Origin of the sequence: Pseudomonas izuensis, from assembly GCF_009861505.1 — a bacterium.
GTDB lineage: Bacteria > Pseudomonadota > Gammaproteobacteria > Pseudomonadales > Pseudomonadaceae > Aquipseudomonas > Aquipseudomonas izuensis.
In genome coordinates this window covers 98,835-113,349 of record NZ_WTFT01000006.1, presented here as the reverse complement: position 1 = coordinate 113,349, position 14,515 = coordinate 98,835, and the positions used below count along the sequence as shown (strand labels likewise).

Annotated in this window: 11 protein-coding genes; 9 read left to right on the top strand and 2 right to left on the bottom strand. The window is 61.1% G+C overall.

Annotation, left to right across the window (positions count from 1 at the left end):
- Positions 1 to 14: 14 nt before the first annotated feature.
- Positions 15 to 1,349 (top strand): MFS transporter, encoded by a 1,335-nt coding sequence (locus GPL81_RS05815; RefSeq protein ID WP_160105733.1) that lies wholly within the window; start codon positions 15 to 17, stop codon positions 1,347 to 1,349.
- Between the two features lie 56 nt (positions 1,350 to 1,405).
- Here GPL81_RS05815 and GPL81_RS05810 read toward each other — a convergent pair whose 3' ends face one another.
- Together GPL81_RS05810 and GPL81_RS05805 are read right to left on the bottom strand one after the other, a co-directional pair.
- Positions 1,406 to 4,000, bottom strand: coding sequence for a winged helix-turn-helix domain-containing protein (locus GPL81_RS05810; RefSeq protein ID WP_246218898.1), 2,595 nt, complete (start codon positions 3,998 to 4,000; stop codon positions 1,406 to 1,408).
- 316 nt (positions 4,001 to 4,316) lie between these two features.
- A complete protein-coding gene (locus tag GPL81_RS05805) occupies positions 4,317 to 4,781 on the bottom strand; it encodes a PaaI family thioesterase (protein ID WP_160105731.1) in 465 nt (154 codons plus the stop codon).
- Between the two features lie 424 nt (positions 4,782 to 5,205).
- Here GPL81_RS05805 and GPL81_RS05800 point away from each other — a divergent pair, with 424 nt between their 5' ends.
- The 8 genes from GPL81_RS05800 to GPL81_RS05765 all read left to right on the top strand — a co-directional run bounded on the left by GPL81_RS05800 (position 5,206) and on the right by GPL81_RS05765 (position 14,434).
- Positions 5,206 to 6,390: a lipid-transfer protein gene (locus GPL81_RS05800; protein ID WP_160105730.1), complete on the top strand. Its 1,185-nt coding sequence runs from the start codon at positions 5,206 to 5,208 to the stop codon at positions 6,388 to 6,390.
- A gap of 73 nt (positions 6,391 to 6,463) precedes the next feature.
- Complete coding sequence (locus tag GPL81_RS05795) at positions 6,464 to 6,901, top strand: MaoC family dehydratase N-terminal domain-containing protein (protein ID WP_160105729.1); 438 nt, start codon at positions 6,464 to 6,466, stop codon at positions 6,899 to 6,901.
- Between the two features lie 10 nt (positions 6,902 to 6,911).
- Complete coding sequence (locus GPL81_RS05790; RefSeq protein ID WP_160105727.1) at positions 6,912 to 7,346, top strand: MaoC family dehydratase; 435 nt, start codon at positions 6,912 to 6,914, stop codon at positions 7,344 to 7,346.
- A gap of 31 nt (positions 7,347 to 7,377) precedes the next feature.
- Complete coding sequence (locus GPL81_RS05785) at positions 7,378 to 8,211, top strand: SDR family NAD(P)-dependent oxidoreductase (RefSeq protein WP_160105725.1); 834 nt, start codon at positions 7,378 to 7,380, stop codon at positions 8,209 to 8,211.
- 99 nt (positions 8,212 to 8,310) lie between these two features.
- A complete protein-coding gene (locus GPL81_RS05780) occupies positions 8,311 to 9,453 on the top strand; it encodes an acyl-CoA dehydrogenase family protein (RefSeq protein WP_160105723.1) in 1,143 nt (380 codons plus the stop codon).
- Between the two features lie 97 nt (positions 9,454 to 9,550).
- Positions 9,551 to 11,113: a long-chain-fatty-acid--CoA ligase gene (locus GPL81_RS05775; protein ID WP_160105721.1), complete on the top strand. Its 1,563-nt coding sequence runs from the start codon at positions 9,551 to 9,553 to the stop codon at positions 11,111 to 11,113.
- Between the two features lie 107 nt (positions 11,114 to 11,220).
- A complete protein-coding gene (locus GPL81_RS05770) occupies positions 11,221 to 13,041 on the top strand; it encodes a DUF1302 domain-containing protein (protein WP_160105719.1) in 1,821 nt (606 codons plus the stop codon).
- Positions 13,042 to 13,066: 25 nt separating this feature from the next.
- Positions 13,067 to 14,434 (top strand): DUF1329 domain-containing protein, encoded by a 1,368-nt coding sequence (locus GPL81_RS05765; protein ID WP_160105717.1) that lies wholly within the window; start codon positions 13,067 to 13,069, stop codon positions 14,432 to 14,434.
- Positions 14,435 to 14,515: the final 81 nt, after the last annotated feature.

The following is a 14,515-nucleotide window of genomic DNA, read 5'->3' as shown; positions in this document are numbered from 1 at the left end:
ATAAGGAGAGCAGCATGAGCCTCGCAGCGGAGCATTACCTGCCGGAAACAGCCGATTATTCGGCGCAGCAAACCCGTGCGGTGTACCGCAAGGTGATCTTGCGGTTACTGCCGTTTCTGGCCTTGGCCTATGCCATCAACGCCATCGACCGCCTGAATGTGTCATTCGCCAAATTGCGCATGGCCGAAGACATTGCGCTCACAGATGCCGCCTATGGCATTGGCGCCGGTATTTTCTACCTGGGTTACCTGCTGGTGGAAGTGCCCAGCAATATGTACCTGCAACGCATCGGCGCCCGCGCCACCCTGACACGCATCATGCTGCTGTGGGGGCTTGTATCGGTGGGCACGGCCTTTGTCACCACGTCGAACCAGCTGATCGTCGCGCGCTTCTTGCTCGGCATCGCTGAATCAGGCTTCTTTCCGGGCGTCATCCTGTACCTCACGTACTGGTTCCCACCGGCGTTGCGCGGCCGTATCACGGCGGTGTTTTTGATGTCGGCGATGTTTGCGGGCATTGTCAGCGGGCCGTTGGCCGGGGCCATCATGAGTCATTTCGATGGCTGGCTGGGATTGCGCGACTGGCAAGTGCTGTTCGTGCTTGAAGGTGTCCCCGCGATGCTGCTGGGGGTGTTCGGATGGTTCTGGCTGGTGGACAAACCCGAGGACGCCCGTTGGCTGAGCCCCCAGGAAAAACACGTCCTGGCCACAGCCCTTGCGCAAGGACGGCCGGGTGACAGCGCCAAGGCAAGCCTGGTGCAGATATTGCGCAATCCCCGGGTGTACATCGCCGGACTGGTGTTCTTTTGCATCTACAGCGGCTCGAACACGGTGTCGTACTGGATGCCGACGCTGATTCGGGGATTCGGTGTGGATGACCTGAAAACCGTCGGCCTGCTGTCGAGCATGCCCTACATCGGCGCGGTGTTCGGCATGTACCTCTTGGCCCGCAGTTCCGACAAACACCTGGAGCGGCGTTGGCATGTGAGTCTGACCATGTTGCTCAGTGCCACCTGCTTCTTTCTGCTGGGGCCGTTCCAGCACCATCTGGTGCTGTCGCTGCTGCTCATGAGCATCGGGGCCGCAGCCGCATTGTCCGCGCTGTCGTGCTTCTGGAGCATTCCGCCGGCCTTGCTCGCGCCTTCACAGGCGGCGGTGGGCATTGCGGTCATCAACTGCATCGGTGGCATGGCCGGGGTTGTCAGCCAGATTGTGGTCGGCGCGATCAAATCGGCGACCGGCAACCTGTACCTGGCCTTCGAACTGATCGGGGTCGTGCTGGTGGTGGGGGCGATGGTGTTGCTGGTGGCCATCCCGGCCCGACAGTTGACCGAGCGGGCAAAGCCGTAGAACCGGCCGTGCGCCTCATTGCGTGTTACTCCGCGATGAGGCGCAAGGGTCGTCGCTCAGGTGATCCAGCCTCGCGAGCGAGCGATGGCGAGGGTTTCATTGCGTCCGTTGGCGTTCAGCTTGGCGTAGATCTTTTGCAGGTGCGACTTGACCGTGAACTCGGAGAGAAACACCTTCTCGGCAATCTCTCGGTTGCGGTGCCCGGCGGCCAGCAGTTGCAGGATCTGGTACTCACGCACGGTCAATACCTGGTGAGCGCCATTATCGTTTTGCACGGCCTCCATGTTTGCGGCGCTGATGCCCAGGTGTTGCAGCAGCTTGTCGACAAAACCGGTCTCGATCCCCAGTTCCTTGCACAGAGCCTTGTTCGTCGTCGCCCAACGTTGCAGCAGGCCCGCCAGACGATCGCCTTCCTCGACGAACGTGCCGATGAACCCTTCATGACTGGCCAGCCGCAAAGCATCGTTCAACGTTTGGAAGGCCTCTTGTGATTGCTGGAGGCTGTCCAGCGCCATCGCCAGCAGAATATGCAGTTTCAGCTCACGACGGTGATGCAGCCACTGCCGGGCCTGCTCGATGGCAGCGCGCAAGGCTTTGACTGCCGCTGCGCCTTCACCCTGGGCAATGCGCAAGCGCTGACGGGCGATGTCGGGGGTATCCACGTCATTGGCAAAACGAATGAAGTCGGGGCGGTCCCAGTCGCCGGCAAGGTCTGCTGCGTGCAGGGCTTGCGCTGCCGTGTCCAGGCGTTGCTCGAGCAGCGCCACGCGGGCTCGCTCCAGCCAGGCCGAGCACTCCACGCGGCGTGAGCCGACCTGACGGCCAATGTGCTCCAGTTCCAGCAGACAACGCATCCAGGTCGTGCGATCGCCCTGGCGGTAAGCGATACGCGCGGTCAACACGTGAGTGGCAATCTGGTTGTCGGGGGAGCTGACGTGCTTGGCAAAAAACAGGCAGCGCGACAGGTATTTTTCTGCTTCGTCAAAGGCACCTTGCTCGTACAAGAGCAGACCATGGAGGATGTCCATCGACAGCGAGGCTTCGTGCGGATTGCGCTGGCCGTCGATTGGCAGTCTGCGCGGCGCGCTCTGAATGCGCACGATGGCATTGCTCAGGCGTCCCTGGATCAGGTCCAGAATGCTCTCGTTGACGCTGTAGGTATGGCGCAGGAAACTCGAATTGATCCGGGGGTCGCGCTGCAGCGCGTTGGACAGCAGCTTGCGGGCCTCGTCGTAGCGACCGCTGGCAACCATATTCATCGCCACCGTACTGGCCAGCACCATATACAGGTGGGCCTCATCGGCAGGTATGCGCGCCAGCGTCTCGATGCCCTTGCGGCAACATTCTTCGGCCTGGTCGGTTACGCCCAGATGCAGGCAATTAAGGACCTCGGCGACATAGGCATAGCCTGGTCCGGCCTGGCGCTCCAGACGTTCGGCAACCTGCCGGGCATCTTTCAGACGAGTCATGCTCGCCAGCAGCCAGGCGTAGGCCTGATTGAGGTCGGGATAACGGTCGCGGGTTTGCTCTGGAATGCGGTCCAGCCAACGCAACAGCAAGCGTGTGCGGCCACTGCCGATCAAGGTGTCGAGGTACGTGTTCAGTCCTTCGGCGGCCTTGTCCGGCAGCCCGGCGCTGAATAGGTGTTCAATCGCAGGAATCGGTTGCTCGGCATCGAAAAACCAGTTTGCAGCCGCTTCGTGAAGCGTGTTCGCCATGCCCGGATACTGACGCTCCAGCGCATGGCGCAGGAAACTGGCAAACAGGTGGTGATAACGGAACCACTGTTGCTGGCTGTCGACCGGCACCAGAAACAGGTTGGTCCGTTCCAGGTGATCGAGCATGGCGCGGCTGTCACTGCGTCCGGTCACGGCTTGGCAAAGCGGGACGCAAAATTGTTCGAGGACACTGGTCTGCATCAGGAACAACCGACAGTCTTCGGTCTGCCGCGCGAGGATGTCCTCGGTGAGGTATTCGGCCAGTTCCAGGTTGGAACCGGAAAAGGAGGAGATGAACGTGGCGTGATCGTCACGATCCTTGAGTGACAGGCTGGCCAGGTAGAGCCCGGCGATCCAGCCTTCCGTGCGGCGGTACAGGGCGCTCAGCTCGTCGTCCTCAAGCGGGATTTGCCGCTTGTCGCGAATGAACGCCATGGCTTCATCGGGAGTAAAACGCAGGTCGGCCGGTCGGATCTCCAGCAATTGGCCGCGGGCGCGAATCCGCCCCAGGCCAATGCCCGGTGTGGAGCGTGAAGCCATGACCACCACGCAGCCTGAAGGGATTTGCTCGATCAGTTGCTGGAGAAAATCCAGCAGGTCGGGGTTCTGCAACACTTCGACTTCGTCGAGCAGGACAGCGAACGGCAATGGGCTGCAGGCAATGAGTTCCAGCAGGTCCTGGGCGCTGCGTTGACGATCAGGCTGTTCGTTGCGTGGTGCTTGCTCGCTGGCCATCGGCAGCAGATCGCGCAAACCGTTGTCCAGCAGGTTGACGAAGCGTTGCAGGTCGTTGTCGGCAGGTTCCAGGTTGATCCAGAGTGCTGCCTTGCCGCCGGTCAGGTAGTGCTCGCGCAATTGCTGCATGAGGGTGGTCTTGCCGAAGCCGGCCGCGGCGCGAATCAGGATCAGACGGGCGGCCTGTGCATTTGTCATCTGCTGCAACAGGTGCGTGCGCGCCAAATGGCTGTCGGCACATTTTGGCGTGGCGTACTTAAGGGGGACATTTCTTGAGGTCGATACCTCACGTGCAGGAGGCGCGGAAGCCGGACCGGCGGACATTCCCGTAGGGTTGTCCCATTGAGCAGGCATTGAAAAAAACCTCCATAGCCGTCACCTGCCAAAGAGACCGAGGGCAAGGCGACCGTTTTATTATTCTGAGTCGGTCCATATTGCCACGTCTGGTGAATGTCCGAGACTTTAGTCTAACGCAGCCCCCTTGGAGCCGTGCCCCCGGCCACCGATGCTTGAGTCAGCCTTCGCGGCCCTTGCCGTGAAGGCTGGCGGTATTGCCGATGAACGTTGCGGTGCTGCGCGCCACCAGGCGTTCGCCATGGAGCAGGTCGAGACTGGCGTGAGACAACGTGCGCCCCAGCCGGTGCACCTGGACATGGGCCTCGACCCAGGCACCGACCGGGGCCGGGCTCAGGTAATCCATGCTCAGGTTGATGGTCGCCGGCGTCAGCTCGGCGTTCGTGGCCTTTTTCAGTACCAATCCGAGTGCCGTGTCGGCCAGGGTGGCGAGGAAGCCGCCATGGGCAATGCCCAGCAGGTTCAAGTGTTCCGGTCGGATGCGGGCAGCTATTACCGGGCGGTGCTCGTGGTAGTACAGGCCCGCGCAATGCGTCACGAAACCTGCGCGCGCCAAGGGCAGGAAGCCGGCAGGCGGTTCATCCCCGGCACCTTCGGTCGGCCACGGTGCTCTGTATTCGCTCATTTGAATCCTCGTCGATGAGTGTGCCGGGAGTGTCTTGCTTCCGGCATCTGTGGGGGTTGTGTCAGCAGATACGCGTGGTGCCTGCGATGCGCACAGGCGCGTTAGTGCTTCGCTGACAACCCAATCCTAGGCTGTGGTCCTGACTCGTCGTGAGCGCCGAACGGATGATGCTGCGGAGTAGATCCGGTGTCGTTCGAAGGAGGGTGGCCAGGGCGCAAACGGGCAGGGCGGGCCCCGTGCACTGCGGCGTGAAGGCAGCGGGGCGCTACTCCCTCCACACGTTCCTTGGAACGTCTTGCGGTACCTCCGCAACTTCATCCCTTCGACGGTCGAAGCGTGCGGGTTGGCAAACCTAGGATGAACGCCAACAACAACCGGCCGGCAAATACGACAACCGATCGTAAATGCCGAAGGAAGACCGTCCATGAGTGAAAAAGTCGTCGTCGCCGGAGTGGGCATGATTCCCTTCTCCAAACCCGGCAAGAGCCCAAGCTACACCCGGATGGGCGCCGAGGCTGTACGCCTGGCCCTGAAGGACGCCGGGATCGATTACGACAGAGTGCAAATGGCGTTTGCCGGCTATGTCTTTGGCGATTCCACTTGCGGCCAGACCGCCCTTTACGAAGTGGGCCGCACAGCCATCCCGATCATCAACGTCAACAATAACTGCTCCACGGGCTCCACGGCGTTGTACCTGGCCCGTGCTGCGGTGCAGAGCGGCCAGGCCGATTGCGTACTGGCCCTGGGGTTCGAGCAGATGCAGGCCGGTGCGCTCAAGTCACACTGGGATGACCGTCCACAGACGCGGGCCAGCGTGGTCCATGTTATGGAAGACCTGACCCGTGATGTCGACCTTCCCCGTGCCCTGAAAACCTTCGGCGGTGCCGGTCGCGAACACATGCAAACGTACGGCACCCGCATGGAGACCTTCGCCGCCATTCGCGCCAAGGCCAGCCGTCATGCTTCGAACAATCCGTTGGCGCTGTTCAAGAACATCCTGACCACCGAAGAGGTGATGAACGACCAGGTGCTCTGGCCCGGCGTGATGACGCGCCTGATGGCTTGCCCGCCGACTTGTGGTGCGGCGGCGGCGATTATCTGCTCCCCGGCTTTCGCCAGGAAGCACGGCCTGCGCAGCGACGTGGTGATCCTTGCACAGTCACTGGTGACCGACCCGGTCGAGTCATTCGATCCGCCGTCAATGATTGCCTATGCCGGTTTCCACATGACCCGGCGCGCTGCGCAAACGGTCTACGAGCAATCGGGTTTTGGCCCACAGGACATACGCGCTGTGGAGCTGCATGACTGCTTCGCCCACAACGAATTGCTGACCTACGAAGGCCTTGGACTGTGCGGGGTCGGTGGCGGCGAGCAATTCGTTCTCGATGGCGACAACACCTTCGGTGGTCAGGTAGTGACCAACCCCTCTGGCGGCCTGCTTTCCAAAGGGCATCCATTGGGCGCTACCGGCCTGGCCCAATGCTACGAGCTGACCCATCAGCTGCGCGGCACGGCCGACAAGCGCCAGGTCGAAGGCCTGAACATCGCCTTGCAGCACAACCTGGGTCTGGGTGGTGCCTGCGTGGTGACGATGTACGGGTGCAATTGAGTGCATCAGACGGCGTGTCCGCCAGGCCACGCACAACCAGCAAAACACGCATAACAAGAAGAGGAAGAGACCAATGACAGACAAAAGTCTGATCGGGCACAAGCTCGAATCGTTCAGCGTCGATGTGGAGAAGGGCCGCCTGCGCTTCTTCGCCAAGGCCATCGGCGAAACCGATCCGGTGTACATCAATGAAGCGGCTGCAATCGAGGCGGGCTACACATCACTGCCCGTACCGCCGACGTTTCTCAAGTGTCTGGAAAGCGAAGGTCGCGACCTGGGTGCGTTCCTGAAACTGGTGGACTTTGACCTCGGCCGCATCCTGCATGCCGAACAATCCTTCATTTACCACGCCGTGGCCTGCGCCGGTGACGTGCTGACGTTCGATGCGCGCATCTCGGATGTCTACGAGAAAAAGGGCGGTGCCCTGCAATTTGTGGTCACCGAATCGCGGGTGACCAACCAGGATGGCGTGCACATCGCCGATGTCCGTTCATCCCTCGTTCAGCGTTGAGGAAAAGTCGATGACTCTCTCTACCCAAACCGGCGTGCAGTTCTCCGATATCCAGGTGGGCGATGAAGTGCCGCTGCTGAAATTGCCGGCGGTCAACCGCACGGCCCTCGCGCTTTACGCTGGCGCTTCGGGCGACCACAACCCGATCCATATCGACATCGACTTTGCGCGTAAATCACGCATGTCCGATGTGTTTGCCCACGGCATGTTGTCGGCCGCCTACCTCGGTCGCCTGCTGACTGGATGGGTGTCGCAACAACAAGTGCGCAGCCTGTCGATTCGTTTCACCGGCATCACCCAGTTGGGCCATGTGCCGACCTGCACCGGCACGATCACCGAGAAGTTCGAAGAGAACGGCGAGAAACACGTGCGCCTGCAGATTCGTTGCTCGAACCAGTACGGCGAAGAAAAGCTCGCCGGCGAAGCCGTCGTGGCCCTGGCCTGAACCCTTACCCCTTTTCACAGGAACAAAATGCATGAAAAAGCTTGAAGGCAAAGTTGCTCTGATCACCGGTTCTGGCCGTGGCATTGGTCGTGAAGTCGCCCTGCAACTGGCCGCCTACGGCGCCAAAATCGTGGTCAACGACCTGGACGCCGAACCGGCTGAAGAAGTGGTCGCCGAGATCCGTGCCGCTGGTGGTGAAGCCGTGGCATGCGTGGGTAGCGTCACCGCCGCCGACTTTGCCGATCGTTTCATTCAGACCGCCGTCAAGAATTACGGCTCGATCGACATCATCGTCAACAACGCCGGCTACACCTGGGACAACGTGATCCAGAAGATGAGCGACGAGCAGTGGTACGCGATCATCGACTGCCACCTGACCGCGCCGTTCCGCATCCTGCGCGCCGCTCAGCCGGTGATCAGCGCCCTGGCCAAAAAAGAGGCCGCCGAAGGCCGAGAAGTCCTGCGCAAGGTGGTGAACATCTCCTCTGGCGCGGCGGGCGGTAACGTCGGCCAGTCCAACTACTCCTCGGGCAAGTCCGGCATTTTGGGCCTGACCAAGACGTTGGCCAAGGAATGGGGCCGCATGAAAGTCAACGTCAATGCCGTCGCGTTCGGCCTGATCGAAACCCGCCTGACCCAGGCGCTGGCAGGCGAAGACAGCAAGACCGTGAAAATCGAAGGCCGCGAAATCAAGGTCGGTGTCCAGCAGGCCATGATCGACGGCGCCAGCCGCGCCATTGCGCTGGGTCGTCCTGGCAAGCCGGAAGAGGCGGCAGGTGCGGTGGTCATGCTCTGCCTGCCGGAGTCCAACTTCTGCTCCGGCCAGACCCTGTACTGCGGCGGCGGTCCAGGCTCCAACTTCTAAACACCTGTCGCGATGTATGCCCCTGTCAGCAGGGGCAACGATGAGTCGAGCCTGTTGGCCGTCCACGGTCAGCAGGCTTCAGAACCCGAGGTATTTGCAATGCTGGAAAACTACCGCTCTCCCTGGATGACCGAAGACCTGGAACAGTTCAGTGACATGGTCAAGCGCTTTGCCAAGGAATACATGGAGCCCAACGAACTGAAATGGCGCGAACAGCATTTCGCCGACCGTTCTGCCTGGCTCAAGGCCGGCGAGTTGGGCCTGATCCTCCCTGACGTACCGGAAGAATACGGCGGCAGCGGCGGCGACATCGGCCACTACGTCAGCGTGGTGCAAACCATGGCCGCCAATGGCGGTGGCCTGGGCCTCGGCCTGAGCCATATCGTCGGGCACTACATTCTGGATTCGGGCACTGAAGCGCAAAAGCTCCACTGGCTACCGAAAATCGCCTCGGGCGAAGTGATCTGCGCGATCGCCATGACCGAACCCGGTGCCGGTTCCGACCTGCAATCGGTGCGTACCCGTGCCGTGCGCAAAGGTGACAAGTACGTCATCAACGGCGCCAAGACGTTCATCAGCAACGGCCAGACCTGCGACATGGTGCTGGTGATTGCCAAGACCGATACCAGCCAGGGCGCCAAGGGTGTCTCGCTGTTCATGGTCGACACCAATACCCCGGGTTTCCGCCGCGGCAATCTGCTGAGCAAAGTCGGCATGCACGCCCAGGACACATCGGAAATGTTCTTCGATGACGTCGAAGTGCCGGTGGATTGTCTGCTTGGTGAAGTAGAAGGTCGAGGTTTCTACACCTTGATGAGCCAGCTGCCCTATGAACGCGCCCAGATTGGTGTCGGTGCCGTTGCGGTGATGGAGCGCGCCCTGCGCCTGACTGTGGACTACACCAAGGACCGTACCGTGTTCGGCAAACCGGTGATTGATTTCCAGAACAGCCGTTTCGTGCTGGCGGATGTCAAGGCCACCGTGCTGGCCTCCCGGACGTTCATCGACGTGATCATCCAGCGCTGGATCGACGGCACTCTCGACACCACCCTGGCGTCGATGGGCAAGTTCTGGCTGACCGAGCGCCAGGGCGAAGTACTCGATCGCTGCCTGCAACTGTTCGGTGGCTACGGCTACATGAACGAATACCCGATCGGCCGGATGTGGGCCGATGCACGGGTGGCGCGTATCTACGGCGGTTCCAACGAGATACAGCGCGAGGTCGTTGCGCGCTCGCTCTGACCGCAGCGTCCTGAATTGCACAGGCCTCCAGAGCGCTCACTCCGGGGGCCGACAGTTCCAAATCAATTGAATAATAAAAAAGCAATTTGGAGTTTTCATGTACATCACACAAGGGCTGCACCGTCATCTGCAGCAACGTCCAAATGCCGTTGCGATCCGCTATCAGGGGCGCAGCATCAGCTATGCCGAGTTTGGCGATCGTGTTGCGCGGCTGGCCGGTGCGCTGAAAGGCCTGGGCGTTGCCAGCGGCGATCGTGTGGCGTTGCTGGCATTGAATTCGCCACTGTTTCTTGAGTATTACCTGGCCGTGCCGTGGGCAGATGCGGTGGTCAACCCGGTGAATTTCCGCTGGAGTGCGGCGGAGATCCTGTACTCGCTGGATGAATCGGAAACCACGGTGCTGATCGTTGATGAGCACCACAAGGAACTGGGTGTTCGGGTCCTGGAACAAGCCAAGACCGTCAACCTGGTGATTTACGCCGGGGAGGGCGAGACTCCGCCCGGGATGCTGCGCTATGAGTCGCTGATCGCGATCAGCGAACCGGTGGAAGACGTGCGCCGGGGAGGGGACTCCTTGCTGGGGATCTTCTACACCGGCGGCACCACCGGCCACCCCAAGGGGGTCATGCTCAGCCACAATAATGTGACCTTCTCGGCCTTGAACGCGCTGTCCCAGGGCCGGCTGGGGGCGGATGCGATCTTCCTGCACGCCATGCCTATGTTTCACCTTGCCGACTTCGCGGCGATCACGGCGTTGTTCCTGACCGGTGGCACCCACGTCATCGTGCAGTCCTTTACACCGCAGAACGTTCTGGATGCCATCGAGCAGGAAAAAATCAACGAGATCCTGCTGGCCCCGACCATGATCCAGATGATTCTGGACTGGCATGACAAGAACGGTCAGGCACACGACGCCAGCTCCCTGCGATACATCGGTTACGGCGCCTCGTCGATCACCCCGGCGCTGCTTGATCGGGCCCGGGCCGTGTTCACTAGTGCCGGCTTCTCCCAGGGCTACGGCATGACCGAGCTGTCCCCGGTGGCCACCACCCTGTCTGCGCAATATCACACCGCCGAATACCAGGCCAACGGCAAGATGTACTCGGCCGGCCTGCCGGTGAACTGTGTGGAAGTTCGCATCGTCGATGCCGATGACAACGACGTGCCGCACGGCACCGTGGGCGAAATCATCGTGCGCGGCCCGAATGTCATGCTCGGCTACTGGAAGAAACCCGAAGTCACCGCGCACACCTTGCGCGGCGGCTGGATGCACACCGGGGACGGCGGCTACATGGATGAAGACGGGTTCATCTATGTCTGCGACCGCCTCAAGGACATGGTGGTCAGCGGCGGCGAGAACATCTACTGCGGTGAAGTCGAGGCGGCCATCGCCAGCCATCCTGCGGTCGCGCAAAGCGCGGTGATCGGCATCCCTTGTCCGAAGTGGGGCGAGACGGTGCACGCGGTGATCGTGCTCAAGCCTGGGCTTGTCGTCACCAGCGAAGACCTCATTGCCCACTGCCGCGAACGGATTGCCGGCTACAAGGTGCCGCGCAGTATCGAGTTCCGCGAGGCACTGCCGCTGACCAGCGTCGGCAAGGTGTTGAAAACCGAACTGCGCAAACCGTTCTGGGAGAACCAGCAGCGCGGAATCGCTTGACCACCGCGTGATCCCCGTGGTCGCGCGCATCACTTTCACCCCCCAGGAACCACGCCGCTTGCTTGCGAGCGGCTTGGGACCTTTATGCCAATAAAAACGGAGAACGCATGAGCACCAAGAAAATGCGCAGAGTCTGCTACCCACACCTGTTGGCCGTCGCCATCGCCGCAGCCATCCATCCACAGGCCAATGCCCAGACATTCAGCATTGGCGAAATCGAGGGCAATTTCGACTCGGCACTGTCGGTAGGCGCCAGTTGGGCCGTCCGTGGACCGGACCCGGATTTCATTTCCAACTTCAACTCGCAAGGTGTCAGGGGCGAAGCCTCGTCCCGTACCAACGATGACAACCGCCTGAACTTCAAGAAGGGCGAGACCTTCTCGAAGATCTTCAAGGGCGTGCACGACCTGGAATTGAAGTACGGCGACAGCGGCGCTTTCGTGCGCGGCAAGTACTGGTACGACTTCGAGTTGATGGATGAAAGCCGTCCGTTCTACGACATCGAAGACCACGGCCGTCAGCGCGCCGCCAAGTCCTCCGGGGCGATGTTCCTCGACAGCTTTGTCTACCACAACTACACCCTCGACGATTTGCAGGGCAACGTGCGACTGGGCAAGCAGGTGGTGAGCTGGGGTGAAAGTACCTTCATCGGCAACTCGATCAACAGCATCAACCCGATCGACGTGGCGGCCCTGCGCCGGCCCGGTGCCGAAGTGAAGGAGGGCCTGATCCCGGTCAACATGTTCTACATGTCCCAGGGCTTGTCGGAAAACGTCACTGTCGAGGGTTTCTATCAGCTCGAATGGGCGCCTTCGGTCATTGATAACTGCGGCACCTTCTTTGGCAACGACGTGACGCCTGAAGGCTGCAATGACCGCGTGGTGCTGGCGGGCCTCGATCTGCCGCCGGGCGTGGCCAAGAACACCGGGACGCCTGGCCTGACGGATGATGCCTTCATCCCGCGCACCAAGACCAAGGATGCCCGCGACAGTGGCCAGTATGGGCTGGCGCTGCGCTGGTTTGCGGCAGAGCTGAACGACACCGAGTTCGGTGCCTATGTCATGAACTACCACAGTCGCAACCCAAGCCTGGATTTCACCCGGGCGACCAGTACCGCCAGCTCGGTGGCCGCGATCCGCACCGCCAGTTACAACGTGGTCTATCCCGAAGATGTCCGCCTGTATGGCCTGAGTTTCGCCACCAACGTGATGGGTACATCGCTGGGTGGCGAGGTCAGTTTCCGGCCCAACATGCCATTGAACCTCAACGGTGCCGACATCAACCTGGCGGCCACGGGCAACGCAGCTTCACCGCTGTTCGTCAGCGGGCACTCGTCCAATGTCGCCGGAGCGCCCGTTAGCGGTTACGAACGCATGCCCGTGTTGCAGACACAAATGAGTGCCACCCGGTTCTTCGATCAGATCCTCGGTGCCGACCGCCTGACCCTGGTGGGCGAGGTGGGCTACAACCGCATCAACGGCCTGGGCTCCAGCGACGGCACCGATGTGCGTTTTGGCCGCAACACCGTGTTCGGTGCCGGGCAACTGGTCAATCAGGCCGTCTGTGTTGGCCAGAACCTGCCGGTCCCGGGCCAGCCGGGCGTAACCCGTCCGAGCAACCCGCAGCAGGAATGCAACAGCCACGGTTTCTATACCACGGACTCCTGGGGCTACCGCCTGCGCGGCAAGCTGGATTACCCCAACGTATTCGCCGGCATCAACCTGTCGCCCAACCTGGCCTGGTCCCACGACGTCGATGGCGTAGGTCCCAACTTCGAGGAAGGCAACAAGGCCGTCAGCCTCGGTGTCGATGCCGACTTCATGAACACTTACACCGCCAGCCTCAGTTACACCGACTACTTCGGCGGAAAGTGGAACACCAACACCGATCGCGATTACGTCGCCTTGAGCTTCGGCGTGAACTTCTGACACCTGTCAAACGGAGAAAACAACAATGAAATCCAGCACTCTGTTTAAAGCCTGCGCGTTGTCACTGAGCCTGATCGCTTCCGGCGTCATGGCTGCCGTTTCCGAAAAAGAGGCCGCTCAACTGGGCACCAGCCTGACGCCCTTGGGTGGCGAAAAGGCCGGCAATGCTGATGGCAGCATTCCGGCCTGGACCGGTGGCCTCAAACCCGGCGCTGCGCCCGTGACCAATGACTTTCTCGGCAATCCGTTCGAGGGCGAAAAGCCGCAGTTCGTGATCACGGCCGCCAATGTTGCGCAGTACAAAAGCAAACTGACGGCCGGGCAACTGGCGATGTTCCAGCGCTACCCCGACACCTACAAAATCCCGGTGTTCAAGACCCAGCGCACGGCATCGGCGCCACAGGCGGTCTACGACGCGGCGAAGAAAAGCGCGCTGACCACCGAGTCGGCGAATGATGGCTACTCGCTGAAAAACTTCGAACAGTCGCGTTACTACGCTTTCCCGATTCCCAAGACCGGGCTGGAAGTGGTGTGGAACCACCTGACCCGTTCACGGGGCACCAACTTCATCAGCCGCCAGGCCCAGGCCACGCCGCAAACCAATGGTGACTACACCATCGTGCAGATCGAGACCGCGGCGGGACTGCCGTGGAAGATGGCGGACGTCAAACCCGAGGACAGCGCCAACATCCTGTTCTACGCCAAACAAACGGTGACGGCGCCAGCGCGCATGGCCGGCAACGTGTTGCTGATCCACGAGACCCTCGACCAGATCAAGGACCCGCGCATGGCCTGGGCCTACAACGCCGGCCAGCGTCGCGTACGCCGTGCGCCGCAAGTGGCTTACGACGGCCCCGGCACAGCCGCCGACGGCATGCGTGTCGCTGACAACGCCGACATGTACAACGGTGCCCCGGACCGTTATGACTGGAAGCTGATCGGCAAGAAGGAAGTCTACGTTCCCTACAACAACTACCTGCTGCAATCGCCGACGCTGAAGTACGCCGACATCATCAAACCGGGGCACATCAACCAGGACCTGACCCGCTATGAGCTGCATCGGGTGTGGGAAGTGGAGGGCACCCTCAAGCCGGGCCAGCGCCACATCTACGCCAAGCGCCATATGTACATCGACGAGGACACCTGGGCGGCGGTGGAAATCGACCAGTACGACGGTCGCGGTCAACTGTGGCGCGTCAGCGAAGGTTATCTGGTCAACGATTACCAGCAGGGCGTTGCCGTTTACGCCGCGATGGGGATTTATGACCTGCTGGCCGGTCGTTATCTGGTGTCGAACCTGGGCAACGAGAACAAGCGCGGCACTGACTACGCCTATCAGCCCACCATGAATGACTTCACCCCGGCAGCCCTGCGCAACGCCGGTATCCGCTGAGTCAACCGAGCAATCGCCATCCGTCCTCGCAAGGGGGCGGACGGCTATCCCTGTGCAACTTCTAGCTTATTGAATCTGGAG